The organism is Nocardia flavorosea (assembly GCF_015477805.1).
Taxonomy (GTDB): domain Bacteria; phylum Actinomycetota; class Actinomycetes; order Mycobacteriales; family Mycobacteriaceae; genus Nocardia; species Nocardia flavorosea_A.
Genome location: NZ_JADLQL010000002.1, coordinates 64,328 through 88,418, shown reverse-complemented (window position 1 = coordinate 88,418; position 24,091 = coordinate 64,328). Strand labels below are relative to the sequence as shown.

Below are 24,091 nucleotides of genomic sequence, written 5' to 3'. Positions count from 1 at the left end.
AACCCGAAGATATCTCCCGCCCGGCTTCCGCCGAGCATTTCGACCTCGCTGGATAACTCTCCCATCCCTTCACGGAAGGTCCGGATACCACCACACAGGGCGGATGCGAACAATGATCCGCCCCTCGAGACCGCGCGCGCCGCCGCGCAAGCCGACCCAGTACCCTGCCCCGAGTGGACAGGCCTCCGTTGGATATCGAACGTTTGCGGCGCGCGCTCACCGAAACCCCGGAACTGAAGTTCTTCACCGGGATCGATGTGATCGAGTCGACCGGCTCCACCAACGCGGATCTACTCGCGCGGGCCGAGGATCCGGAAGCCGATCGGATCGTGCTGGTCGCAGAGGCTCAAGAGCAAGGGCGCGGCCGGCTCGCCCGGCCCTGGTCCAGTCCGCCGCGTGCGCAGATCTCACTTTCGCTGCTCGTCCGGACCGACGGCCTGGATCCTGAACTGCTCGGCTGGCTGCCGCTGCTCACCGGCACGGCCGTGGTCGATGCGCTGCGTTCGACGACCGGTGTGCCGGCCGCGCTGAAATGGCCCAACGACGTGCTGGTCGAGGGGCGCAAAATCGCGGGGATTCTCACCGAGGCCACGGCCGGGGGTCCGCGACCGGCCGTGGTGATGGGGGTCGGTGTCAACGTGAGTCTCGGTGCCGACGAACTGCCCGTCCCGCATGCGACTTCGCTCATTCTCTGCGATGTGCCCGATCCCGACCGCACCGCCTTGGTCTTGGCGCTGCTGACGGAATTTGCCAACCGCTATACCGCCTGGTGCGACGCGGATTGGGACACCGGCGATCTCGCCGCCGCCTATCGGGAGCGGTGCGCGACGCTCGGTACGCCGGTCCGCGCCGAACTTCCGGGTGACGGGCTGCTCACCGGTATCGCTCGCGATATCGATTCGGCGGGCCGGTTGCTGATCGGCGAGGAAGCGGTTTCCGCCGGCGATATCACCCACTTGCGCCCGAACTGAGCGCCGAATGACCCGCAAACCCGCGTCGCAGGCGGAGACCCGGGCTCGCGGCGGTAATGTGCGGTCATGGGTTATCCGGAGGATGCGCTGGCGCCCGACGAGGAGCTGATCCTGCACACCCACCCCCATTGGAAGATGTTGTTGTGGCCCGTCACCACGCTCATCGTCGCGACCGCGCTGGCCGGTTTCCTGGGTGGTCTGGTGTCGCGTACCACCGAGGGGTCGACGCGTTCGGTGCTGCTGTTGTTGATCCTGGCGATCTGGCTGGCCGTGCTGGCCTGGCGGAGTGTGGGGCCGATCCTGGACTGGCGATCGACGCATTTCATCGTCACCGACCGCCGTGTGCTGGTGCGCGAAGGTGTGCTCACGCACAGCGGTCTCGATATCCCGATGAGCCGGATCTCCAGTGTCCAGTTCCGGCACGGTCTGGTGGACCGGATGTTCGGGACCGGTGAGTTGATCATCGGTTCGTCCTCGGAGGAACCGTTGGAGTACTCCGATATTCCGAAAGTGGAACAGGTGCACGCACTGCTGTACCACCAGGTTTTCGAGGCTGCGCCGCGGCACGGCGGCTACTGAGAACCGGTCGCAAGATCGGCGGACCGTAACCTTGTTCGCATGACCGCCGTACTGCTGGGCGAAGACGACGAGGCCATCGCCGCGCCATTGTCGCGGGCGCTGGGCCGCGAGGGGTATTCGGTGACCGTGGAGAGTTTCGGTCCCGCGGTGCTCGACCGGGCTCTGGAAGGGCACCATGACCTGCTGATTCTCGATTTGGGACTGCCGGGAATGGACGGTCTGGAGGTGTGCCGGCAGGTTCGCGCCCGCGGCGCCGAGATGGCGGTGCTGATGCTCACTGCCCGCACCGACGAGGTGGATTTCGTGGTCGGCCTCGACGCCGGCGCCGACGATTACGTCGGTAAACCGTTTCGGCTGGCCGAACTGCTGGCCCGAGTGCGCGCCCTGCTGCGGCGCAGCGGGATCGGGGACGACACGGTGGAAGTCGGCGGGATCCGGCTGGAACCGGCGGCCCGGCGGGTGCTGGTCAACGGGGTGGAAGTCGGGCTGGCGAACAAGGAGTACGAGCTGCTCAAGGTATTGATCGACCGGGCGGGGCAGGTGGTGTCGCGCGAAACCATTCTGCGGGAGGTGTGGGGGGACGCCGAGCTACGGGGTTCCAAAACCCTGGATATGCATATGTCCTGGTTGCGGCGCAAGATCGGGGACGAGGGCCCGATGGCGGAACGGCGGATCGTCACCGTGCGCGGTGTCGGTTTCCGGTTGAACACCGACTGACGTGCGGCGCCGGATTCTGCGGTCGATGCTGACCGTGCTGATGCTGACCACGGTGGTGCTCGGGATCCCACTCACCTATACCGCCTGGCTGTGGGTCGAGGACATCACTCGCAACGATCTGCGCGGCCGGCTGGAACAGATCTCCACCGAGGTCATCGGTCAGGAACGCGGCACCGGCGTGATCTACGGCGGTTTGGATCTGCGCACGGTAGGGCCGCTCGTGCCGGAGGGCGGCCGGCTGACGATCGTGTATCCGTCGCCGGAGGACAACGCGGCGACGGTGGAGATCGGTGCGATCGCCGTCGACGATCCGCTGGTGGAATCGTTGTCGATGGGCACCGAGGGGTCCTTGCGGCTCGAGGTTCCCGCGACGCCGATGAAGGCCCGGCAGCGGCAGGCGGTGGCCGGGGTGGGGCTGGCCGTGGCGTTGTCCCTCGGTGCGGCCGTCACCGTCGCCATCGTGACCGCGCGCCGCGTCGCCGACCCGATCCGGGATGTGGCTGCCCGCGCGGCCCGGCTCACCATGGGAGATTTCCGCGCCGACCCGCGCCGCCACGGTATCGAGGAACTGGACCGGGTCTCCGATGTGCTGGATTCGGCCACCGTCGAGATCGCCGGCCGGTTGCAGCGCGAGCATGCCCTGGTGGCCGATGTATCGCATCAGTTACGCAGCCGGCTCACCGCGGTGCGATTGCGGCTCGACGAACTGTCCGCGCATTCCGATCCGGCGGTGGTGCACGAGGCCGACGAGGCCATGGCGCAGGTCGACCGCCTGACCGAGGCCATCGACGATCTGGTGCGGGCCTCCCGGGACGAGGACGCCACCGACCGCGACCCGGTTCCGGTGATGGACGAACTCCGCGGCATCGTCGCCGAGTGGACACCACCGTTCCGGGAGGCCGGGCGCGTGCTGTCGCTTACCGGCGACGAATCGTTGCGTGCCCCGATCACCGGTTCGCGGTTGCGGGAGGCAGTGACGGTACTGGTCGACAATGCGTTGATGCACGGCGGTGGGACCTGCACGGTTTCGGTGCGTACCGTCCGGCCGGGCCGGGATCGCGATCCGCTGGTGTGTGTCCAGGTGGCCGACGAAGGAGTCGGGGTCAGCGACGAACTGGCGCCGCATATCTTCGATCGGGGGTTCTCCGGCGCCGGATCCACCGGGGTCGGGCTGGCGCTGGCGCGCGCGTTGATCGAGGCGGACGGGGGACGGCTGGAGTTGCAGCGTCGCCGCCCCGCTCTGTTCGCGGTATTTCTCGGTAAACCGCTGGCGGCGCGGATGGACGGCCGGCGAGTCGGCGAACCCCGCTGAGGATGCCTGCGGGATATCGGCCGCGGCGGTGCGAGGTCAGCGGCCGAGCGGTCGCCGGTGGTGTTCTTCTTCGACGTATTCTTCGAGATCTTCCAGCATCTGATCGACCTCGTCCGGGAAGACCCAGCGCCGCATCGCCCAGAACCGGAACGCCATCTGCAACAGGTTGCCGATGATGTAGGCGCTGATGAAATCGGCGATGTTCTCCACCATGAAGCTCACCGTGGGCTGGTGCAGCTGGAAGGCATAGCGGGAGATGTAGAGCGGGAGCATGCTGAGCACGACGCCCACGCCGCTGACCGCGAAGAACAGCAGCGCCTCGTGATGGCGTTCCCGCCCACCGCGGTTCTTGAACGACCACTCCCGGTTGAGGATGTAGGAGGCGATCACCGCGATAACACCGGCGATGATCTTGGCCGTGACCGGTTTCTCCTCCAGAACCGTCCATTTCAGGGCGTAGAAGATGCCGCTGTCGATGACGAACGTGGTGGCGCCGACGATCGCGAACTTGATCAGCTCGCGATTCCGGAACGCAATATCCTGCAGGGGCTGCGGAAGGACGCGGACCACGTCGTCGACGATTGACACAAGGCGAGAGCATACCGCTAGCCACCGTTCGCGCTGGACGTGACAGTATTTACCGACGTGAACGCTCGTAGATTCGATCCCGCGGCGATGCCGACCGTCACCATGGTCGGCGGCGGGCAGCTGGCGCGGATGACGCATCAGGCGGCCATCGCACTGGGGCAGCGGCTCCGGGTGCTCGCGCAGCGGCCCGACGATCCGGCCGCCCAGGTCAGCCCCGATGTCGTACTGGGCAGCCATACCGATCTGGATGCCCTGCGCCGGGCCGCCACCGGTTCGCACGCGCTGACCTTCGACCACGAACACGTTCCCACCGAGCATCTGGAGGCGCTGGTCGCCGAGGGGGTCGCCGTGCTGCCGCCGCCGCAGGCGCTGCGCTACGCCCAGGACAAGCTGGCCATGCGCAGCGAGCTGTCGGCGCGCGGCCTGCCGGTCCCGCCGTTCACCGTGGTCGAGACCGAGGCGGACGCGATCCGCTTCGGTGACGAACACGGCTGGCCCATCGTCATCAAGGCGATCCGCGGCGGATACGACGGACGCGGTGTGTGGATGCCCGCCGACGCGGCGGAGGCGGCGAAGATCGCCGCCGAGCAGCTCGGCGCCGGGGTGTCGCTGATGGCCGAGGTCCGGGTCGTGCTGAAACGGGAACTGTCGGCGATGGTGGCGCGCTCGCCATACGGTCAGGCGGCGACCTGGCCCGTGGTGGAAACCGTGCAGCGGCGCGGGCAATGCGCGGTGGTGATAGCGCCGGCCCCGGACCTGTCCGAAGAACTCGCCGCCCAGGCCGAAGAGCTCGCCCTGCGGCTGGCCCGCGACCTGGGGGTGGTCGGAGCCATGGCGGTGGAACTGTTCGAGACCGAAACCGGCGAAATCCTGATCAACGAACTGGCCATGCGACCGCACAACTCCGGGCACTGGGGAATGGACGGCGCCCGCACCGGACAGTTCGAACAGCATCTGCGCGCCGTACTGGATTATCCGCTCGGTGACACCAGCCCGCTGGCCCCGGTGACCGTGATGGCGAATATTCTCGGTGCGCCCGAGGCGCCGGCGATGTCGATGGACGAACGGTTGCACCATCTGTTCGCGCGGATGCCCGATGCGAAGGTGCATCTGTACGGCAAGGGCGAACGCCCGGACCGCAAGATCGGGCATGTGAACGTGCTCGGCGAGGATGTGGCCGTGGTGCGGGAACGAGCCGAGCGTGCGGCGCACTGGATGTCGCACGCGGTATGGACCGACGGATGGGATCCGCATGAGTGACGTGGTGGCAGGCAGTATCCCGGGTTCCCCGGCGGTCGGGCTGATCATGGGCAGTGATTCGGACTGGCCGACCATGGAAGCCGCGGCCGAGGCGCTGGCGGAATTCGGAATCCGGTTCGAGGTCGGCGTGGTGTCTGCGCACCGCACGCCGCAGCGCATGCTCGACTACGCCCGCGATGCCGCCGGCCGGGGCCTGCAGGTCCTGATTGCGGGCGCCGGCGGGGCCGCTCATCTGCCGGGCATGGTCGCTTCGGCGACCCCGCTGCCTGTGATCGGTGTTCCGGTACCGCTGAAATACCTCGACGGTATGGATTCGCTGCTGTCGATCGTGCAGATGCCCGCGGGGGTGCCGGTGGCCACGGTTTCCATCGGCGGCGCCCGCAATGCGGGTCTGCTCGCCGCGCGCATTCTCGGTGCCGCGGACCCGGCGCTGCGGGAACGGATGGAGCAGTTCCAGGCCGGCCTGGAGAGTATGGTCCTGGAGAAGGACGAGGCACTGCGCCGGCGCCTGCTGGGCTGAGATTTCCCGGCATCCGGGAGCATCTGCCGGTCCGGCCGCCTACGATTCGACTGCTGTATCGGATCGGGTCGGGAGTGCGGTGGCAGAGTTTCCTTTCGCGACGGTAACCGCGAACGAGTTGTCCTTCGCCGAGCGGGATGAGCGGTACCGGCGGCTGCACGACTGGCCCGCGCGCTCCTACCGGCACAGCAGCGGACTGCGGATGATCTGGAAGTACGAGGACGTCCGGGAGGTGCTGGCGGCCGCGACGCCTGCGATCACGCCGGCGAACGCCCTGGAACCGCTGGTCGGTTATCCGCGGATCGCTACCACCGCGCGGGCGATTGCGCCCATGGTCCGGCATCTGGTCCCGCTACCCGCGAAGGCGACCGCCGATCTCACCGATCGAGCACTGCACAAACGGGTGTGGGACACCATGGCGGGCCCGGCCGGTCATTTCCGGATCCCGGCCGCGGAACAGCCGGCGCGCGCGGCGGCGATGGCGCGGCATTTCCACGCCGCGCTCGCCGAGCTCTCCCCGGGGCCGGGTGAATTGGATGTGACCGCGCTGTCGATCGCCTACGCGACCCGGGTGACCGGGTCGGCGGTAGGGCTTCCGGCCGCGGAATGGCCGCAGGTCGCGCTGTGGAGCGGCGCCCAGTCGGGGTTGCTCGGCCGGCGGATGCGCGGCCGTGAACTCGCCGCGGCCGTGGCCGCCCTGGGCCGCCTGTTCACGGTGAGCGGCCGCGCCGTCGATCACGAGTTGCGCAGCGGGGCCGTCGGATTCGCGACTCGGTTGCGGAATGCCGGGATCCCGCGCCGGGTCGCGGTATCCGCGGTGGCGAACTCGCTGGCGGCCGGCGTGCATACGGTGAGCGGCAGTATTCAGCAGGGGGTCCAGCGGCTGCTCGCCGATCCTCGGCGAGTCTGGTGGGATCTGCTGGCCGACCCGGATACGGCCGGGCAGGTGGCCGCCAAGGTCCTGCAGCTCGATCCGGGGTTGGTCGCGTGGAAACGCCGAGTATTGCGCCCGGTAACGCTCGCCTCCGGGACCGAATTACCGGCGGGGCCCGTGCTGGTGATGTTCGCGGCCGCGAACCGCGACCCGGCGGCTTTCCCCGACTGTCTGGACCTGCGCCGGCCCGGAAAGATGCCGTTGACCTTCGGTTTCGGTGCGCACGTATGTCCGGGTAAGCAGTCGGCGACGCTGGCGGTGGAGGTATTTCTGCACCAGTTGCGCACCCTCGTCCCGGATGCCTATCAGCTGCCCGGTCCGGCGGTACCGCCGCGCGCGGCCGATTTACTGTTCAGTGGCGCACAGGTGCACCTGGCCGGTGACCGGCGACGCTGACCGTATTTCGCCGCTCGATACGGTGACGCTATGGACAACGAGGAAAACGTGCGCCGGGCCGGCGCAGCCGAGCTCGTCCGATTCCGGTTGGGTGTGGTGGACGAGGCGCTGCGGTTGTTCGCGGACCAGGGGTACGAGGCGACCTCGGTCGATGAGATCGCCGAGGCGGCCGGTATCTCGCGGCGCACCTTCTTCCGGCAGTTCCGGTCCAAAGAGGATGTGATCTTCGCCGATCACGAAGCTCAGCTGGTCGCGGCGCGGGAGTTCCTGCAGCAGGCGCCGGGCGACCCGTGGGAGGCGGTGTGTGAGGCGGCGGTGCAGGTTTTCGAGCGGTTCACCCGCTGGCGCGATATCGCCGAGCGCCGCTATCACGTGGTGCGCCGGGTGCCGGCGTTGCGTGATCGCGAGATCGTGACGGTGTTCCGCTACGAGCGGTTGTTCACCGATTTTCTGCGGGATCGGCTGCCCGATTCCTCGGATCTGGCGCGAGTGCAGTTCACTGCCGCGGTGACTGCCACCCACAACTATCTGCTGCGCCGGATGGTTCGCGGGGAGTCGGCCGCCGGACCCGCGGACCTGCGAGCCGAGCTGAGTACGATTCCGCGGGGTGACCGGCGCGCGGCCGATGCGGAGGAACTGGTGCTCGCGGTGTTCCGGCGCGATCTGCCGGCGCGGCAGGTGGCCGAACTGCTGCAGCAGCGGCTCGGCGGTTCGGCGGAGACGGCAAGCGATTGACACTGAGTGCCATCACTCGCCTGGGAAGGGGTGTTTTGCAGGCGGTATAGTGGCGGAAGATCTGACACCGAGTGCCGATGAGTGGCACCGCACCGGCAAACAGGAGTGAACCCAATGGCGGGAAACCCGGATTTCGATCTGTTCAAGCTGGAGGATTTCCACGACGAGCTGCGGTCGGCCATCCGCGCTCTCTGTGAGAAGGAGATCGCGCCGCACGCCAAGGATGTCGACGAGCATGCGCGTTTCCCCGAAGAGGCCCTGGCGGCACTCAATGCCGCGGGCTTCAACGCTGTCCACGTCCCGGAGGCATACGGTGGTCAGGGCGCCGATTCCGTAGCGACCTGCATCGTCATCGAGGAAGTCGCCCGCGTCTGCGGTTCCTCCTCGCTGATCCCGGCCGTGAACAAGCTCGGCACCATGGGCATGATCCTCAACGGCTCCGAGGAGCTCAAGCAGAAGGTGCTGCCGGATATCGTCAACGGCGAGATGGCCAGTTACGCCCTGTCCGAGCGGGAAGCCGGTTCGGACGCCGCCGGAATGCGCACCCGTGCCCGGCAGGAGGGTGACGACTGGATCCTCAACGGGTCCAAATGCTGGATCACCAACGGCGGCAAATCGTCCTGGTACACGGTGATGGCCGTGACCGACCCGGACAAGGGCGCCAACGGGATCTCGGCGTTCCTGGTCCACAAGGACGACGAGGGGTTCGTCGTCGGCCCGCTCGAGCATAAACTCGGCATCAAGGGGTCACCGACCGCCGAACTGTACTTCGAGAACTGCAAGATCCCCGGCGACCGGATCGTCGGCGAACCCGGCACCGGTTTCAAAACCGCGCTGCAGACTCTCGACCACACCCGTCCCACCATCGGCGCGCAGGCCGTCGGCCTCGCCCAGGGCGCCCTGGACGCGGCCCTGGCCTACACGAAGGACCGTAAGCAGTTCGGGAAGCCGATCGCCGATTTCCAGAACACTCAGTTCATGCTCGCCGATATGGCCATGAAGATCGAAGCCGCGCGTTTGATGGTCTACACCTCCGCCGCCCGCGCCGAACGCGGCGAGCCGAACCTCGGTTTCATCTCGGCCGCCGCCAAATGCTTCGCCTCGGACGTGGCGATGGAGGTCACCACCAACGCGGTCCAGTTGTTCGGCGGCGCCGGCTACACCACCGATTTCCCGGTGGAGCGGATGATGCGCGACGCCAAGATCACCCAGATCTATGAGGGCACCAACCAGATCCAGCGGGTCGTCATGTCCCGCGCCCTGCTCAAGGGGTAGGTCCCCGGTTTCGGACGCTCACCGGCGGCCTGGGAATCGTTCCCGGGTCGCCGGTGGCGTTTCTGCGCTCGACGACGGCTGGGGTGTTCTGCGGTGGCCGGCTGCGACGGCTACCGGGCCGGGAGTGCGTCGAGGATCCGGCGCAGGGCGGTGAGGGTTTCGGCGAGTGCATCGGGTTCGGTGGCAGAGGTCAGCCACAGGGCCGCTTCGTTCATGGCTCCGGACAGCAGGTGTGTCAGCGGCTGGACGGGTTGCGGCGCGAGGATGCCCGCGGCGATCAACGCCGTCAATGCCTCGGCGAGGTGGCGGGCGGAGGTGGCTTCGTCCATTGCGCGCCATTCCTGCCAGCCCAGGACGGCGGGGCCGTCGATCAGCATGATCCGCTGGATCTCCGGGGTGGCGCAGGTGATGAGGAAGGCTTCGCATCCGGCGACGAGCTGATCCCACGGGTCGGAGCAGGCGTCCGCGGCCGCGGCGACCCGGTCGGCGACCTCGGACTGAACGTCTTCGAGGACGGCGCGAAACACCTCGAGCTTGCCGGCGAACTGGTGGTAGAGCGCACCTTTGGTGACTCCGGCCGCGGTGACGATATCGGTGATGCTCACGCCGGCGTAGCCGTTGCCGGCGAAGAGTCGTCTGCTCTCGCGTAGCAAGGTCTGGCGTGTCTCTTCGCGTTGCCGGCCTCGTACTGAACCCGCCATTCCAGCCTTTCTTTTGACATACCGACGGTATGCGACCTAGCTTAGTTCACATACCAGCGGTATGTGAATTCGGCCCGGCGTGGAGGAAAAATGACACTCAGCAGCTTCTATCCCGTACTCGGCACGACCCGGATCGCGGCGGCACGCGATTTCTACACCCACTGGTTCGGTTTCGAGATCGTCTTCGAAGCGGACTGGTACGTCAGCTTGCGGCGCACCGAAGGCGAGCGTTTCTACGAACTGGCCTTGCTCGACCCGGCCCATCCGACCGTCCCCGAGGGGTACCGCAAGCCGGTTCAGGGCCTGCTGCTGAACTTCGAGGTGGACGATGTCGACGCCGAATGGGAGCGGCTCGTAGTGCAAGGCGGGCTGTCGCCCGAACTCGATATCCGTTCGGAGGATTTCGGCCAGCGGCATTTCATCCTGGCCGCACCCGATGGCGTCCTGGTGGACGTCATCACCGAGATCCCGCCTGTCGGCGAGTATGCCGGATAGTCCGGCCCCGTCTGCGACCTGTCCGGCCGGACAGACCTGAGTTGCCCGGTATCGAATCGCTGGTGGGGACGATCGCCCGGACTGCCTGTCCCGGAATGGTTCAGTATGTCCGCGGATCGGAAACGAACAGGGGTGGCGCGATGCCCACCGGGGCGATTCTGGTGCCGGACCACGGGCATCGGGTGTGGTTGTCGCGCGAGTGGTCGCAGATGTGATGAGCGTGGACGGCGACCTGGGGGCCCGGGCACAGGCCCGGGCAGGAGAGCGAAACAACCGGGCCGGTGAGGCCCTTGCGGGTGAACAGGCGTAGGTGGCGGAGTTTGATCCATGGACCCCGCCCGCAGGGGCAGCGGGGGTGGTCGGTGACTTTCACGCCGGTCCATGGGCATTCACCGGGCACATTTCTCCAGTGGTCGGCGATCCGTCCGTTCTCGACGGTGGCACCGTGCAGGCAGTGCTGTGTCTCCGGGCATCGGAAGCGGCCGGGAGTGGTTGTGCTGCGCAGCATCCCGTGGTGAATCCACGGTTCGTCTTCGCAGTGGCAGGCGGGTTGTTCCGATTGGGTCATCGGTCGCCCAGCGCGGCCGGTGGGTTCCGGTGCTGTATGTCGCGGCGTGGGCAGGGGAAACCAGTTGCGCCGCTGTAGTTTTCGTGGCCACCGGAGGTGGTCGGTGGCCGGTGGTCGGGGAGTGCGCGTAACTCGGCGGCGACCCGGGCGAGGACGGCCGGGTCGGTGCATTCACCGAGCCGCCACAGTCGCAATACCGCTGCGCCGGCGTGGTTGGCGGGAGTTCTCGAGGGCAAGCGTGGCCGAGCATGGTTCATTGGGCGACCTCGTGGTTCATGGATTCGTCGGAACCCGCAGACCGCGAATCGGTATGCGGGCGATCATGCCGTGATTTATGCTGCCTAAACCGGTAGAACAGAGCGAGTCGCAGAACGTTTAGTGGGGGTAAACCAGGATATTACGTCGACCCCGTCTTGCGGTCAAGTCGGTATCTCTAGACTCAGGGCGTGGGTGGCACAAGCGAGTTCGAGCATGTCCGTTCCGAGCCGGATCCGATACGGCGCGGGCGGCGGGCGACCGAACTGATCACGCTCTACCAGCAGCGGGCCGCCGAACTGGCGCGGCTGCGCAAAGAAGCGATCGAAGAGGCCCACCGAAAAGGACTGAACTACACCGAGATAGCGGAACTGCTCGGAATCACCAAAGGCCGGATCAGCCAGATCAAATCGGGTGCGCCACCGGCCGAACGCGCCTTCTTCGGCGTAGGTCCAGTGGCGGTCGGTGTTCCCCGGCGTGATACCGCGGATGATGCCGTTGTCGATGCAAGCGACCGAGCGGCCCGGCAACTCATCGAAAAAGTGCTGGCACGGCTGTCGCTCGCCACCTCACGCTACGAGATCGACCCCGACGCCCAGGACGTGCCGGCCGGCGACACCGTGGTGATCTGTGACCCCGGCTCGGCCCCGGTGGCGCAAGAACTGCTCGCCGCCGACGACGCATTGAACCTCGAAAAGGTCGACGGCGAATGGTGTCTGGTCGACAAGGCGACCGGGCGCCGGTATTCCCGGCCGGCGCAGCGGCAGTCCGGTGTCGATATCGGATTCCTCGGCCGCCGGGAGGAGGACGGTCGCGTCATCGTCCAGATCGCCGGCCTGACGGACGCCGGAGCGCACGGCGTCGCGCATTGGCTGGACAGCAATGTGGCCGCACTCTACGAACCGTCGGCGCGCTCGGTCAGCGCAGTGGTCGAATGCGAGGTCGCGGATCTGGAGGTTACCGACAGCCGAGCAGTCGCGGGCCCGTTCACAACCAGACGTTGACGGTGCTTCGGTCCTTCTTGGCCGGCGGAGTGAAAACCCGATCCTTTGCCCCTCGGAAAGATGTGGGGTGACAGTGCACCAACGCCCCGGCAAATCGTAAATTGCTGCTGCCAGCGGGTTTTCGGCGCTTCCCGGTTCGGGTGGGCAGCATCGCGGGCTCCCGTCGTTCCCGGGGTGGGCTGACCGCGCGGGACGCGCTGTGTTGGTGGATTATGTACGCCGTGAGCGATAGCGATCTTGTGGACGTCACCATCAGCGGACCCGACGAAGAATGGCTGGCGGAGTTCACCCGCCGGCTCGTGACCGACCGGTTGGCGGCGTGCGGGAACATCCACCCGGAGGTCCGGTCCATTTACAGGTGGGAGGGGGAGGTGGAGGATGCATCGGAAGCTGTGGTGGTGTTGCACACCCGGGCTTCGCATATCGCCGCGATCATCGAGCGCGCCAATGCCGAGCACCCCGACGAGGTGCCGCAGGTTGTCGCAGTGCCTGTCACCGGTGTGAACCCCGCGTACGGGGAGTGGATACTGGCCGAGACCAGTTGATCGGAAGATCGCCCGGCGACGCACGGCGCAGATTGTCGGCCGATCGAACAGCGTTGCGACCGGCCGATGCGGCTCAGCGGTGGACCAGATCGGCGTACTCGGGATGCTTGCCGATGTATTCGTCCACGTACCAGCACGTGGCGGCGACCGAGAAGCCTGCCGCCCGGCTCTCGTCGAGCGCGTACTTCACCACCTGCGCGGCCACCCCGCGTCCCCGGAACTCCGGGAAGGTGATCGTGTGGTGGAAATTGCGAACCTTCGGGCTCTCGGTTTCCGCATAGTCGGCATAGCCGGCCAGGGAGCCGTCGAGATAGATCTCGAACCGGGTATCGGCCGCGTTGTGTCGGAGTTCGGTGCTCACCTCTGTTGGAACGGCCTTCCGTGCCGGGTTTGTTCCAACGGCCGGAGATCGCGGGGAAACGCGCTCAGAGGACGGCGCCGGGGTTGAGGATGCCGTGCGGGTCGAGCGCATCCTTGATCCGGCGGGTCAGCGCCATCACGCCGGGGCCCAGCTGATCGGGGAGCCAGTCCTTCTTCAGTCGTCCGACCCCGTGCTCGCCGGTGATGGTGCCGCCGAGGGCGATGGCCAGATCCATGATCTCGCCGAAAGCGCGATGCGCGCGTTCGGTTTCGCCGGGATCGTCGGGGTTGTGGACGATCAGCGGGTGGGTGTTGCCGTCGCCCGCGTGCGCGATCACCGAGACCGTGACGTCGTTACACCGGGCGATCTCGGCAACACCGGTGACCAGCTCACCGAGCCGGGGCAGTGGTACCCCGACGTCTTCGAGCAGTAGCCGGCCGATCCGCTCGACCGCCGGGATGGCGAAGCGGCGGGCCGCGGTGAAGGCTTCGCCCTCGTCGGCGTCAGCGGTTTCGAAGACCTCGGTCGCGCCCGCCGTCCGGCATGCCTCCAGCATCACCCGGGCCTCGTGGGCGGCGTGCTCGCCGGGGGCATCGGACCGGGCAACCAGCAGCGCCGCGGCGTCGCGGTCCAGTCCCATCCGCATTTCGTCCTCCACCGCGTTGATCGCGACGGAATCCATGAATTCCAGCATGGCCGGCCGTAGCGCCCCGGTGATGGCGAGAATGGCCTCGGTGGCTGCGGTGAGCGTCGCGAACGAGGCGACGACGGTGCACTGGGCGGGTTGCGCGGGTAGCAGGCGCAGGGTGAGTTCGGTGATCACACCGAGTGTGCCCTCGCTGCCGACGAACAGCTTGGTCAGCGATAAACCGGCCGAATCCTTCAATCGCGGTCCGCCCAGCCGCACCACGGCGCCATCGGCGAGCACGACTTCCATGCCGAGTACGTAGTCGGTGGTCACGCCGTATTTCACACAGCACAGCCCGCCTGCGTTGGTGGCGGCGTTACCGCCGATCGAACAGATCTCGAACGACGATGGGTCCGGCGGGTACCACAGTCCGTGCTCCGCGGCTGCCCGCTTCACCTCGGCGTTGAAGAGCCCGGGCTGGACCACGGCGGTCCGGGTGACCGGGTCGATCCGGATATCGCGCATGCGCTCGGTGCTCAGCACGATCCCGCCGTCGAGCGCGGTCGCCCCACCGGAGAGACCCGAACCGGCACCACGCGGAACCACCGGCACCCGGTGCTCATCCGCCCAGAGCAGGGTTTCCCGTACATCCGCGGCCGCGGTGGCGCGGACCACGGCGGCCGGTGTCCCGGCTGCGGGGTCCAGGGCCCGGTCCTGCCGGTATCCGGCGACGATATCGGGGTCGGTGATCACGGCGCCGGCGGGCAGCCGCTCGGTCAATGCGCGCAGGTCCACGCTGTCACGGTAGCGCCCCCGCCCGACCGGCCACAGCGCCCCGGGAACACTGTGGCGTCCTCGCTGCCGACAACCTGTACAGCCGAACCCACTCGGCTGTACAGGTCATCGCCGCTCGAGGGGCAATGCGCCGCCGGTGGTTATTCCGCTACCGGCACGTTCCCGCAGGCGCGGGACCACTGCTCCGCTCGAATGTCGTAGACCGGCCGGCCCCGGGGCGTCGGCGCGCGACGCGGACGTCGATACCCGATATCCGCACTGTCGACCCGATACGGTCGCTGCCGGTCGCACGCGGCGATGCCGAGTTCTGCACCGATTCGCGCGCATCGCCGCGGACGTCGCGACCGTGGCTGCGCGGGAAGCTTCGCCGTTGCTCGCGGCTGTCGGTCCCGGTGCTGTTCGCCAGTGGCGTCAGCGGGGCTCGTCGAGACCTGATGCGTGGGTGGCCACTGCCGTGCGGACCTCTTCTTCGACCAGGTCCGCGTTGATCTGCGCCCCGGCCATCGCCCCGGCCGCGGCGGCGGCCCCGACCTGTGCGGAGATATCGGTGACGTTTCCCGCCGCCCATACTCCGGGGACCTCGGTTCGGCCGGTCGGGTCGGCCGGGATGTAGCGGCCGGCGCCGGTCGGGTGGTCGACGGCGGGTAGGCCCAGATCGTCCAGGAAACCGGCGCGGGCGACCATCCGGGTTCCGAGGGCGACCACATCGCGGGCGACGACCGTGCCGTCGGCGAGGCGCAGTCCGGTGATCCCGTCGCTGTCCGTCTCGACGGCGGTGACTTTTCCGGTCACCACGCGGATACCGCGTGCCGCCAGCCGTTCGGCGTCGTCGGCGGTGAGCTCGGGGCCATCGTGGGTGAAGAAGACGATATCGTCGCTGAGCTGGCGAAACAGCTGGACCTGGTGCATCGCCATCGGGCCGGTGGCGAGCAGGCCGATCGCGCGATCGCGGACCTCCCAGCCGTGGCAGTACGGGCAGTGCACGACATCGTGACCCCAGCGTTCGCGGAGACCGGCGATATCCGGGAGTTCGTCGGTCAGCCCCGTGGTGACCAGTAGTCGCCGGGCTCGGACGCTGCGCCCATCGGCGAGGCCGATGGTGAACCCGTCCTCGGTCCGGGCGGCCCGGGTGATCTCCCCGGACACCACATGCCCGCCGTAGCTGCGTACTTCCGCCCGGCCGCGCGCCAGCAGTTCCGCGGGCGGCATTCCGTCGCGGGCCAGTAGTCCGTGCACTCCTTCGGCGGGAGCGTTGCGGGGTGCGCCCGCATCGATCACCGCTACTGTGCGCCGGGAGCGCGCCAGCATCAATGCTCCGTTCAGCCCGGCCGCCCCGCCGCCGGCCACCACCACGTCATAGTTGTTGTCCAGCCGGTCGTTGTCCGGTTGTTCGGTCACCTCGACCACCTCCTTCGCACCGACTATCCAGAAAGCTCGTCAGTTCGGCAAGTAAATTTGCCGAAACGACAAAATGGCCCGGGGCGGCTCGGCGCACCGCCGTCGACCGAAATACCGCTGCTCCGGCAGTCCGAAACGATCACGAGTTCGTGGTTTGCCGCCCGCTCACTCCCTCGTCACCTACCGCTGCGACGCTGGCCGCGTGCAGGAGGCGGCGACGAGAGCTGAAACGTGGGCGAGCCGGTTCGCCCGATGGTGCGAGGCGGTGGCCGCGCGTCTGCCCTGGGGGCTGGACCGGGTGGTTGCGCCGACCTTCCTCGGTTTCGCGTTGATCAACAGCTTCACCTTCGGTGTCGACCTGCTGATACTGACCGGAATGCGCAGTGGGCTCGGCCTGCCGGGCTGGCTGTCGGTGACGGTCGGCTACGTATGCGCTTTCGCGCTGGCGTTCTACCTCAATCGCACCGTGAACTTCCGATCCCACGCACCGGCCGGCCGGCAGGCGGTGGTCTACACCGTCGTGGTCGTGATCAACTACCTGGCGTTCATCCTGGGGGTGGGGGCGGGGCTTGCGGCGCTGGGTGTGCAGTACCACCTCTCGCGACTACTGGCGGGTGCCTGTGAAGCGGTGTACATGTACTCCGCCATGCGCTGGATCGTCTTCCGTCGCCGCTGAACCGACTGCGGCCCTGCTCGCGAACACCGCGGTGGTCGTACTCGTCGCGGGCTCCGGTGAAGGGCCGCGGTCCGGTGACACGGCGGAGGGCTGAGGGCTGCCGAACCGATCTGCGCTGCCGGACCCGGGATGCGCACTCGCCCGGGTACGCGGCGGCGGCGACTGATCTGCTGCGAACGAATCAGTCCGAGTAGACACGCATTTCGGACCCGTTGCGGACGACGGCATCGGCGTCTGTGAGTGCCCAGTGCGGGGTGCCGTCAGCTCGGAAACGGGCAGCGAGGGTATTGCCCGCGCCCTCGGGGTCGGTGGGGGAATTCAGGTGCGCGACGATCGGCCGGTCGATCAACCCGAGCCCTTCCCAGATCGGGTCGATACCGCAGGTCGGGTGCACCTCCCGGGGGTCGTCGGAGGTTTCCAGGCCGCGCAGGTGCGGTCCCAGCACGCAGGCGCCCGCGCTGTAGCCCGCGTACAAGAAGGAATCCGCGGCGAGCAGTTCCGGTATCACGGTATCGGCGCCGCTGCGGGCGAATTGGGCACGGAGTACGAAGGTGTTGCCGCCGCGCACCCACAGCGCGGGGAACCGGGACAGAGTCCGGCGCAATCGGTCGGGGCGACCGGCGTATTCGCGCAGATCCACCTCCTGCGGGACGAAGCCCAGTTTCCGCAACGGCACCAGTTCGCTGGTCACCGCTGCCGTGCGCGCTCCGGGCCAGGAATCGCAGGCATTGGCGATCACCGCGATCGGCCCCGGGGCGCCGGCCAGTTCGGCGAACACGTCGTAGTGTTCACCGAACCGGTAACTGGCCAGGAAGAGCCGCATCTCAGATGGTGAACGCGAGGTTCCGCGCCAGCTGCCGGCCCAATTCGGCGTCGCCACCGAAGTCGATGCGGTCCAGTACGGTCTCGGGGTCGACGCGTCCGCCGCCGAGTCGCACCAGCAGACCCGAATCGAGTTCCAGCGTCACCGTGGGCTCTAGCTCGGGTGCGGTCACGTAGGCGGCCCGGTCGCCGACCTCGATATGCAGAGTCCGCGCGAGCGGTCCGGTCAGCCGGAGGGTGATCAGGGAACCCACCGGCGCGCCACCGCGTTTCGCGAGTACCCGCGGCAGCGACTGGGCGAACTCCGCGAACGCGACTTCGCCCCGCGCACCGCCCTCGTCGACCCGCTCGCCCAGCGCGTCGGCGATATCGAGCTCGTGCATCCAGCAGTCGAACAACCGGACCCGCATGAACCGCGCGTAGGGCACCTCCCCGACCGGGGACTGCGAAGGTGCGAGCCACGCCTGATCGTCCATGCCGGACAACGCTTTCCGGCGGCGGTCGATCACCTCGTGGTACATGCGCAGCAGTTCCGCGCCGGACCGCGGCCGCAACCGCTGCAACCAGATCTCGTTCAGCGCGCCGATGTCGTTGCGGACATGCGGCAGTGTTTTGACGTCGATATCGGGAGCCTGCGAAGCACGGGCCGGCGGCTTATCGCCCAGCAACAGCGATTCGGTGCCGATGATATGGCCGATCACGTCGAAAACCGTCCAACCGGGCAGGGGCGACGGTGTCCGCCAGCGGTCCTCGTCGAGCCCACCGACCAGTTCGGCCAAGGCGTCGAACTGGTCCGACAGCAGCCGGACGAGTTCTGGGCGGTCGGGGAGATCGGACATATGCGGTGCCTTCCGTGGGATGGGGCGGGTCGGTGTGGAAACCGGATCAGCCGGTATCGGTATCGGTTTCGGCGGCGGTGTCGAGACCGGCCAGACCGGCGCGGATCGCGGCTGCGACCCGATCCGGTTCCCGCGATCGGCGCAGAACCAGTCCCGACGCGAAACGGAACTTGTCCCCGTGCTTGCGGGGTAGTACGTGCAGGTGCACGTGACCGACCGTCTGGAATGCCGCTCTGCCATCGTTGATCAGCAGGTTCGCTCCGTCGGCGGCGAATGCCGGACCCTGCACCGCCCGCGCGATCCGATGCCCGGCCCGGAACAGTTCGGCACCGGTTTCGGCATCGAGTTCGGACAGATCGGTGGCGTGGTTGCGGGGGATCACCAGGGTGTGCCCGCGGGTGATCGGCCGGATATCGAGGAACGCGCAGACGGTGTCGTCCTCGTAGACCCGGTGGGCCGGCGCGGCACCGGCCACGATCCGGCAGAAAACGCATTCGCTCACAGGGCGACTCTACGGCGTACGGCCCGGCCGGACCCGGCCGCCTGGTGGAATTAGCAAACTTTTCAGACCCACAGGCACGGTTCTCTCGTTAACCACCCTGATCAGCATTTACCGATGTGAAGGTTGCCGCCCCCGAGGGAGTGATGTGACGGGCATCTCAGCTAATCTCACTTCCGCCGATGTACGGTGGCGAGGATTTCGGGCGGGGTGTTCACGAACACCCCGCCCGCCGCCGTAATCGGCGGCCGGAAAACGTAGGAGAGGGAAGACAGACAAGTGGAGACAACGCAGACCGTGAGCGATTCGTCGCCGCGCGGGGCGCGTGTCGGTGTCGTTCGCGAAACCGCCGCGGGCGAGCGGCGGGTCGCCCTGGTGCCGAAGATCATTCCGGCCCTGGTGAAACAGGGTGTGGAGGTCGTGGTCGAAACCGGAGCCGGACAGGGCGCGCTCATTCCCGATACCGCCTACACCGAGGCCGGTGCCACCATCGGTGATGCCTGGTCGGCCGATGTGGTCGTGAAGGTCGCGCCGCCGACGGATGCCGAGGTCGCGAAACTGGCCGCGGGACAGACGCTGATCGGTTTCCTGGCGCCGCGCAATGCCGACAACCAGATCGATGCCCTGAAGAAGAACAAGGTGCAGGCGTTCGCCGTCGAGGCGATCCCGCGCATCTCGCGGGCCCAGGTGATGGACGCACTGTCCTCGCAGGCGAATGTCGCCGGATACAAGGCGGTCCTGCTGGCGGCGTCGGAGTCGACCCGATTCTTCCCCATGCTGACCACCGCGGCGGGGACCGTGAAACCGGCGACCGTGCTGGTGCTCGGTGTCGGTGTCGCGGGCTTGCAGGCGCTGGCCACGGCCAAGCGGCTCGGCGGGCGAACCACCGGTTACGACGTCCGGCCCGAGGTCGCCGATCAGGTCCGTTCGGTCGGTGCGCAGTGGCTCGATCTCGGTATCGACGCCGCCGGTGAGGGCGGCTACGCCCGCGAACTCACCGACGAGGAGAAGGCGAAACAGCAGCAGGCCCTCGAAGACGCGATCAAGGGCTTCGACGTGGTGATCACGACCGCGCTGGTGCCCGGCCGTCCAGCGCCGCGCCTGGTGACCGCGGATGCGGTGGCGGGGATGAAGCCGGGCAGTGTGATCGTGGACCTGGCCGGCGAAACCGGCGGCAACTGCGAACTCACCGAGCCCGGCGAAACCGTCGTCAAGCACGAGGTGACGATCTGTTCGCCGCTGAACCTGCCCGCCACCATGCCCGAGCACGCCAGCGAGCTGTATTCGAAGAATATCGCCGCACTGCTGGAGTTGATGCTCGCCGACGGCGAACTGAAACCGGACTTCTCCGATCAGGTGCTGGCCGATTCCTGCGTCACCCGTGACGCCGAACCGACAACGAAAGCCGAATGATGTACAGCGAGCTACTGGCGAATATCGCCATTCTGGTGCTCTCCGGATTCGTGGGGTTCGCGGTGATCTCCAAGGTCCCCAATACCCTGCACACCCCGCTGATGTCGGGAACCAACGCCATCCACGGCATCGTCGTGCTCGGCGCGCTGGTGACCCTCGGGCGGATGGAGGACCCGTCGATCGGGGTCCAGATCATCCTGTTCGTGGCCCTGGTGTTCGGAACCCTGAACGTGGTCGGCGGTTTCGTGGTGACCGACCGGATGCTGGGCATGTTCAAAGGTAAGAAGCCCGGCGCGGGTGCCGAGAAGGCAGGTCAGTGATCCATGGACAATCTCGTCGATATCCTCTACATCCTGTCCTTCGCCCTCTTCATCTACGGCCTGATGGGGTTGACCGGCCCGAAGACCGCGGTCCGGGGTAACTGGATCGCCGCGGCCGGTATGGCCATCGCGGTGATCGCCACGCTCATCGCCGTACGCGATACCAGCAACTGGATCCTGCTCGTCGCCGGCCTGGTGGTCGGTGTCGGCCTGGGCGTGCCGCCCGCGCTGCGGACCAAGATGACCGCGATGCCACAGTTGGTGGCGGCGTTCAACGGTGTCGGCGGCGGTACGGTCGCGCTGATCGCGTGGGCCGAGTTCATCGACACCACCGGGTTCTCCAGCTTCCATCACGGCGAGGAACCGACGGTGCACATCATCGTCGGCTCACTGTTCGCCGCGATCATCGGTTCGATTTCGTTCTGGGGCTCGCTGATCGCGTTCGGCAAACTGCAGGAGATCCTGCCCGGTAAACCGATCGGGCTGGGCAAACTGCAGCAGCCGGTGAACCTGCTGCTGCTGGTGATCGCGGTCGCTGCGGCGGTCGTGATCGGCCTCGGCGCCGCCGACGGCGGCGTCACGCAGTGGTGGATGGTCGGGTTGCTGCTGGCCGCGGGTGTGCTGGGCCTCATGGTCGTGCTGCCCATCGGCGGCGCCGATATGCCGGTGGTCATCTCGCTGCTGAACGCCCTCACCGGGCTTTCGGCCGCGGCGGCCGGTCTCGCGCTGAACAACACCGCCATGATCGTGGCCGGCATGATCGTCGGCGCTTCCGGCACCATCCTCACCAACCTCATGGCCAAGGCCATGAACCGTTCCATCCCGGCCATCGTCGCCGGTGGATTCGGTGGCGGCGGCGGTGCGGCCGCGGGTTCGGGCAGTGGCGAGCAGAAGCAGGCCAAGGCGACCTCCGCCGCCGACGCCGCGATCCAGATGGCCTACGCCAACCAGGTGATCGTGGTGCCCGGCTACGGTATGGCCGTTGCCCAGGCGCAGCACGCGGTGAAGGAAATGGCGAGTCTGCTCGAAGCCAAGGGCGTGGAGGTCAAATACGCCATCCACCCGGTGGCCGGCCGCATGCCCGGGCATATGAACGTGCTGCTCGCCGAGGCCGAGGTGTCCTACGACGCCATGAAGGAAATGGACGATATCAACGGCGAATTCGGCCGGACCGATGTCGCCCTGGTCATCGGCGCCAATGACGTCACCAACCCGGCCGCCCGCGAGGATTCGTCCAGCCCGATCTACGGGATGCCGGTCCTCAACGTCGACCAGGCGAAATCGGTTATCGTGCTGAAACGTTCGATGAACAGCGGCTTCGCCGGTATCGACAACCCGCTCTTCTACTCCGACCACACCTCCATGCTCTTCGGTGACGCGAAGAAGTCGGTGGGTGCGGTCACCGAAGAACTCAAGGCGCTGTAAGCACGCGAATTCCAGCGGCCCCGGCGCGCGTTCGGTTTCACCCCCCCCGAGCGTGTGCCGGGGCCGTTTGCTGTTAGCGTCGACCAATGGCGGATCTCGGCGTAAAACTGTTGCGTACTCGGTGGTTCGTGCGTGCCCCGATCTGGGCGTTCCGGGCCCGGCTCGGATTCCTGTTCGGCGGTCGGCTGCTCTTGCTCGAGCACACCGGCCGGACGTCCGGGAAAGTGCGGTATGTCGCACTGGAAACAGTGGCCCGGCCCGGCCCCGATACGGTGATCATCGCCTCGGGCTTCGGCGAGACCTCGCAGTGGTACCGGAACCTGCTGGCCGATCCGCACTGCCGGGTGAGTATCGGCACTGGCTACCGACGGTCCGCGGTGGCCCGGCCACTGGAGCCCGCGGAGACGGCCACGGTGCTGGCGGACTACCGGGTCCGCCATCCGAAGGCCTACCGGAAGCTGAGCGGCATCATCGAGCAGGCCACCGGACGGGGTATCGATACGGTGCCGATGGTCGAGTTGTCCATGTCCTGAACCTGTTCCGCCGACCCGGCGGATAGGACGAGGCGTGCGAGCCCGGTTTTCCGGCGGCGCCTCGGGCATCGGCACCGCGAGCCGTTCTCCGCCGCATAGGCCCTCGACGAGGGAAATTGGGTGGACGCTGCGGTATATCCGGGCAGATCATGGTCGGCGATGCCCGAACGCAACGAACCACTTCGCCTGATCGAATTCGATCCCAGCACCGCCGATCCGGCCGACGCCATGCCGTGGTCGGCCGTACTCGATTCGTATTCCACGCCCCGAGATCTGCTCGACATGCTGACCTTGAGCCTCTTCGGCCGGGGCGTGCAGCCGTACTACCGCAAGCGACAACTGGATCGGGTGCGGCCGGACGCCCTGTTGCGACCACCGGATTCGCAGATTTCGCGTTCCATCGTGGAAACCGATTCCCAGTCGATTCTGGTACTCGGTGAGGGCTGGACCCTGCGCGCCGACCGATGGGCCGATAAATCGGCCACGCTGGAAGTGGTCGCGGTAAGTGACGAGCTGGCCGAACGTATCGTCACCGAATCGGTCCGTGATGCCGAGCAGCCCGCCCCTGCCGACGTGACCGCGGTGAAAATGGGCTTCTGGCATCAGGGCGACCGCGGAGCGACCCGGCGCGCTCTGACCGTCACCACGCCCGAGTGGCCGGAGATCCGCGGTAACTACAGTGGGCCTGTCGCGGGTGCGCTGGACCGGTTGACCGCAATGCGCCCGGCCGATATCCGGGGCCGGTTGCTGCTCCTGCACGGCCCGCCCGGCACCGGTAAGACCACTGCCCTGCGCTCACTCGCCCGCGCCTGGTCGCCGTGGTGCCAGGCCGACTGCGTGCTAGACCCGGAGATGCTGTTCGCCAAACCCGGCTATCTGATGCGGGCCGCGATGGGCGCCGAAGGCGAGGACGACGAATCCGACCGCTGGCGGCTGCTGATCCTGGAGGATTGCGACGAACTGATCCACGCCGAGGCCAAATCCTCCTCGGGACAGGGCCTGTCCCGGCTGCTCAATCTCACCGACGGAATGCTCGGGCAGGGCCGTGACGTGCTGGTCGCCATCAGCACCAACGAGGACCTGTCCCGGCTGCACCCTGCCGTGACCCGGCCCGGCAGGTGCCTGGCCCAGGTGGAGATCGGCAAGCTGACCGCTACCGAGGCGCGGACCTGGCTGGGCGATACGCCCGCCGATATTCCGGCCGGAGGTGCCACGCTCGCGGAACTCGTGGCTCTGCGGGACCGGAGCGAAAGTATCGCTGTGCGCACGGGGCACATCGAAGGCGGCATGTACCTCTGACCACTTCCGCCGGTCCCGGTGGTGCCGCGGCCGCCGGCGCGCTCGCGTGGCCCGCGGACCGAACGCGGCTCGTGGTCGCGGTGGCAGCTCTCCTCGGATCCGATATGTTCGGCTACGGCTGGACCGCTGCGGCGGTGACCTACGGCTTCGCTCCGGCGTCCGCGGCCGCTGTGCTCGTTGCTCATGTGGCCGGCGCCGGTGCTGCTCGTCGAACTACTGCTCGGGCAT

Annotated in this window: 26 protein-coding genes; 18 read left to right on the top strand and 8 right to left on the bottom strand. The window is 67.5% G+C overall.

The window, feature by feature from the left end:
- Positions 1–173 precede the first annotated feature (173 nt).
- The 4 genes from IU448_RS09430 to IU448_RS09415 all read left to right on the top strand — a co-directional run bounded on the left by IU448_RS09430 (position 174) and on the right by IU448_RS09415 (position 3,579).
- The gene (locus tag IU448_RS09430) at positions 174–971 is read left to right on the top strand and encodes a biotin--[acetyl-CoA-carboxylase] ligase (protein ID WP_324188552.1); all 798 of its coding nucleotides are present in this window, start codon (positions 174–176) and stop codon (positions 969–971) included.
- Between the two features lie 66 nt (positions 972–1,037).
- Entirely contained in the window at positions 1,038–1,550 is a 513-nt protein-coding gene (locus IU448_RS09425; protein ID WP_195055220.1) for a PH domain-containing protein, read from the top strand.
- A 39-nt stretch (positions 1,551–1,589) separates the two neighbouring features.
- Positions 1,590–2,267: a response regulator transcription factor gene (locus IU448_RS09420; protein ID WP_068041400.1), complete on the top strand. Its 678-nt coding sequence runs from the start codon at positions 1,590–1,592 to the stop codon at positions 2,265–2,267.
- 1 nt (position 2,268) lies between these two features.
- Entirely contained in the window at positions 2,269–3,579 is a 1,311-nt protein-coding gene (locus IU448_RS09415; protein WP_195055219.1) for a sensor histidine kinase, read from the top strand.
- 36 nt (positions 3,580–3,615) lie between these two features.
- On the opposite strand, the gene IU448_RS09410 is transcribed toward IU448_RS09415, so the two are convergent.
- Entirely contained in the window at positions 3,616–4,167 is a 552-nt protein-coding gene (locus IU448_RS09410) for a GtrA family protein (RefSeq protein WP_280426918.1), read from the bottom strand.
- Between the two features lie 87 nt (positions 4,168–4,254).
- Between IU448_RS09410 and IU448_RS09405 the strand changes: the two genes are divergently transcribed.
- From IU448_RS09405 to IU448_RS09385, 5 genes are all read left to right on the top strand, one after another.
- Positions 4,255–5,427 carry a 5-(carboxyamino)imidazole ribonucleotide synthase gene (locus IU448_RS09405; RefSeq protein ID WP_195055217.1) on the top strand — a complete coding sequence of 391 codons (1,173 nt, stop codon included), beginning with the start codon at positions 4,255–4,257 and terminating at the stop codon, positions 5,425–5,427.
- 46 nt (positions 5,428–5,473) lie between these two features.
- Positions 5,474–5,947: a 5-(carboxyamino)imidazole ribonucleotide mutase gene (purE, locus tag IU448_RS09400; protein ID WP_195056189.1), complete on the top strand. Its 474-nt coding sequence runs from the start codon at positions 5,474–5,476 to the stop codon at positions 5,945–5,947.
- Between the two features lie 79 nt (positions 5,948–6,026).
- A complete protein-coding gene (locus IU448_RS09395) occupies positions 6,027–7,277 on the top strand; it encodes a cytochrome P450 (RefSeq protein WP_195055216.1) in 1,251 nt (416 codons plus the stop codon).
- A 30-nt stretch (positions 7,278–7,307) separates the two neighbouring features.
- Complete coding sequence (locus IU448_RS09390; protein WP_195055215.1) at positions 7,308–8,012, top strand: TetR family transcriptional regulator; 705 nt, start codon at positions 7,308–7,310, stop codon at positions 8,010–8,012.
- 114 nt (positions 8,013–8,126) lie between these two features.
- Positions 8,127–9,287 carry an acyl-CoA dehydrogenase gene (locus tag IU448_RS09385; protein WP_195055214.1) on the top strand — a complete coding sequence of 387 codons (1,161 nt, stop codon included), beginning with the start codon at positions 8,127–8,129 and terminating at the stop codon, positions 9,285–9,287.
- A 110-nt stretch (positions 9,288–9,397) separates the two neighbouring features.
- Here the strand turns inward: IU448_RS09385 and IU448_RS09380 are convergent, their stop codons facing one another.
- Positions 9,398–9,988 carry a TetR/AcrR family transcriptional regulator gene (locus IU448_RS09380; RefSeq protein ID WP_195055213.1) on the bottom strand — a complete coding sequence of 197 codons (591 nt, stop codon included), beginning with the start codon at positions 9,986–9,988 and terminating at the stop codon, positions 9,398–9,400.
- Positions 9,989–10,078: 90 nt separating this feature from the next.
- On the opposite strand from IU448_RS09380, the gene IU448_RS09375 reads away from it, so the two are divergent.
- From IU448_RS09375 to cutA, 3 genes are all read left to right on the top strand, one after another.
- On the top strand, positions 10,079–10,483 hold the full coding sequence (locus tag IU448_RS09375; RefSeq protein WP_195055212.1) for a VOC family protein: 405 nt from the start codon (positions 10,079–10,081) through the stop codon (positions 10,481–10,483).
- 1,014 nt (positions 10,484–11,497) lie between these two features.
- Complete coding sequence (locus IU448_RS09370) at positions 11,498–12,310, top strand: sigma factor-like helix-turn-helix DNA-binding protein (RefSeq protein WP_324188551.1); 813 nt, start codon at positions 11,498–11,500, stop codon at positions 12,308–12,310.
- Positions 12,311–12,531: 221 nt separating this feature from the next.
- Positions 12,532–12,855 (top strand): divalent-cation tolerance protein CutA, encoded by a 324-nt coding sequence (cutA, locus tag IU448_RS09365; protein WP_280459160.1) that lies wholly within the window; start codon positions 12,532–12,534, stop codon positions 12,853–12,855.
- A 73-nt stretch (positions 12,856–12,928) separates the two neighbouring features.
- Here cutA and IU448_RS09360 read toward each other — a convergent pair whose 3' ends face one another.
- From IU448_RS09360 to IU448_RS09350, 3 genes are all read right to left on the bottom strand, one after another.
- Complete coding sequence (locus IU448_RS09360) at positions 12,929–13,216, bottom strand: GNAT family N-acetyltransferase (protein WP_195055210.1); 288 nt, start codon at positions 13,214–13,216, stop codon at positions 12,929–12,931.
- A gap of 64 nt (positions 13,217–13,280) precedes the next feature.
- Entirely contained in the window at positions 13,281–14,639 is a 1,359-nt protein-coding gene (locus IU448_RS09355; RefSeq protein WP_195055209.1) for an FAD-binding oxidoreductase, read from the bottom strand.
- A gap of 411 nt (positions 14,640–15,050) precedes the next feature.
- The gene (locus tag IU448_RS09350) at positions 15,051–16,037 is read right to left on the bottom strand and encodes an NAD(P)/FAD-dependent oxidoreductase (protein WP_195055208.1); all 987 of its coding nucleotides are present in this window, start codon (positions 16,035–16,037) and stop codon (positions 15,051–15,053) included.
- A gap of 265 nt (positions 16,038–16,302) precedes the next feature.
- Between IU448_RS09350 and IU448_RS09345 the strand changes: the two genes are divergently transcribed.
- Positions 16,303–16,713, top strand: a complete 411-nt coding sequence (locus tag IU448_RS09345) for a GtrA family protein (RefSeq protein WP_416382978.1) — start codon at positions 16,303–16,305, stop codon at positions 16,711–16,713.
- 181 nt (positions 16,714–16,894) lie between these two features.
- On the opposite strand, the gene IU448_RS09340 is transcribed toward IU448_RS09345, so the two are convergent.
- From IU448_RS09340 to IU448_RS09330, 3 genes are read right to left on the bottom strand one after another with little or no spacing between them, the layout of a single operon-like run.
- Positions 16,895–17,536: a Type 1 glutamine amidotransferase-like domain-containing protein gene (locus IU448_RS09340; RefSeq protein WP_195055206.1), complete on the bottom strand. Its 642-nt coding sequence runs from the start codon at positions 17,534–17,536 to the stop codon at positions 16,895–16,897.
- A gap of 1 nt (position 17,537) precedes the next feature.
- On the bottom strand, positions 17,538–18,374 hold the full coding sequence (locus tag IU448_RS09335) for a maleylpyruvate isomerase family mycothiol-dependent enzyme (RefSeq protein ID WP_195055205.1): 837 nt from the start codon (positions 18,372–18,374) through the stop codon (positions 17,538–17,540).
- A 46-nt stretch (positions 18,375–18,420) separates the two neighbouring features.
- Positions 18,421–18,876: an HIT family protein gene (locus IU448_RS09330; protein ID WP_195055204.1), complete on the bottom strand. Its 456-nt coding sequence runs from the start codon at positions 18,874–18,876 to the stop codon at positions 18,421–18,423.
- Between the two features lie 276 nt (positions 18,877–19,152).
- Here IU448_RS09330 and IU448_RS09325 point away from each other — a divergent pair, with 276 nt between their 5' ends.
- The 5 genes from IU448_RS09325 to IU448_RS09305 all read left to right on the top strand — a co-directional run bounded on the left by IU448_RS09325 (position 19,153) and on the right by IU448_RS09305 (position 23,863).
- On the top strand, positions 19,153–20,286 hold the full coding sequence (locus tag IU448_RS09325) for a Re/Si-specific NAD(P)(+) transhydrogenase subunit alpha (protein ID WP_195055203.1): 1,134 nt from the start codon (positions 19,153–19,155) through the stop codon (positions 20,284–20,286).
- Positions 20,286–20,606, top strand: a complete 321-nt coding sequence (locus IU448_RS09320) for an NAD(P) transhydrogenase subunit alpha (RefSeq protein WP_195056187.1) — start codon at positions 20,286–20,288, stop codon at positions 20,604–20,606. The genes IU448_RS09325 and IU448_RS09320 overlap by 1 nt, the downstream gene beginning before the upstream one ends.
- Before the next feature lie 3 nt (positions 20,607–20,609).
- Positions 20,610–22,031, top strand: a complete 1,422-nt coding sequence (locus IU448_RS09315) for an NAD(P)(+) transhydrogenase (Re/Si-specific) subunit beta (RefSeq protein ID WP_195055202.1) — start codon at positions 20,610–20,612, stop codon at positions 22,029–22,031.
- Between the two features lie 86 nt (positions 22,032–22,117).
- Positions 22,118–22,564 (top strand): nitroreductase family deazaflavin-dependent oxidoreductase, encoded by a 447-nt coding sequence (locus IU448_RS09310; RefSeq protein WP_195055201.1) that lies wholly within the window; start codon positions 22,118–22,120, stop codon positions 22,562–22,564.
- A gap of 159 nt (positions 22,565–22,723) precedes the next feature.
- Positions 22,724–23,863 (top strand): DUF5925 domain-containing protein, encoded by a 1,140-nt coding sequence (locus IU448_RS09305; protein ID WP_195055200.1) that lies wholly within the window; start codon positions 22,724–22,726, stop codon positions 23,861–23,863.
- Positions 23,864–24,091: the final 228 nt, after the last annotated feature.

Excerpts from the sequence above, each read along its gene's own strand:
- IU448_RS09425 (WP_195055220.1), top strand. The coding sequence starts at position 1,038 with ATGGGTTATCCGGAGGATGCGCTGGCGCCCGACGAGGAGCTGATCCTG.
- IU448_RS09420 (WP_068041400.1), top strand. The coding sequence starts at position 1,590 with ATGACCGCCGTACTGCTGGGCGAAGACGACGAGGCCATCGCCGCGCCA.
- IU448_RS09405 (WP_195055217.1), top strand. The coding sequence starts at position 4,255 with ATGCCGACCGTCACCATGGTCGGCGGCGGGCAGCTGGCGCGGATGACG.
- purE (WP_195056189.1), top strand. The coding sequence starts at position 5,474 with ATGGGCAGTGATTCGGACTGGCCGACCATGGAAGCCGCGGCCGAGGCG.
- IU448_RS09390 (WP_195055215.1), top strand. The coding sequence starts at position 7,308 with ATGGACAACGAGGAAAACGTGCGCCGGGCCGGCGCAGCCGAGCTCGTC.
- IU448_RS09385 (WP_195055214.1), top strand. The coding sequence starts at position 8,127 with ATGGCGGGAAACCCGGATTTCGATCTGTTCAAGCTGGAGGATTTCCAC.
- IU448_RS09380 (WP_195055213.1), bottom strand. The coding sequence starts at position 9,988 with ATGGCGGGTTCAGTACGAGGCCGGCAACGCGAAGAGACACGCCAGACC.
- IU448_RS09375 (WP_195055212.1), top strand. The coding sequence starts at position 10,079 with ATGACACTCAGCAGCTTCTATCCCGTACTCGGCACGACCCGGATCGCG.
- IU448_RS09340 (WP_195055206.1), bottom strand. The coding sequence starts at position 17,536 with ATGCGGCTCTTCCTGGCCAGTTACCGGTTCGGTGAACACTACGACGTG.
- IU448_RS09335 (WP_195055205.1), bottom strand. The coding sequence starts at position 18,374 with ATGTCCGATCTCCCCGACCGCCCAGAACTCGTCCGGCTGCTGTCGGAC.
- IU448_RS09320 (WP_195056187.1), top strand. The coding sequence starts at position 20,286 with ATGTACAGCGAGCTACTGGCGAATATCGCCATTCTGGTGCTCTCCGGA.
- IU448_RS09315 (WP_195055202.1), top strand. The coding sequence starts at position 20,610 with ATGGACAATCTCGTCGATATCCTCTACATCCTGTCCTTCGCCCTCTTC.
- IU448_RS09310 (WP_195055201.1), top strand. The coding sequence starts at position 22,118 with ATGGCGGATCTCGGCGTAAAACTGTTGCGTACTCGGTGGTTCGTGCGT.
- IU448_RS09305 (WP_195055200.1), top strand. The coding sequence starts at position 22,724 with ATGCCCGAACGCAACGAACCACTTCGCCTGATCGAATTCGATCCCAGC.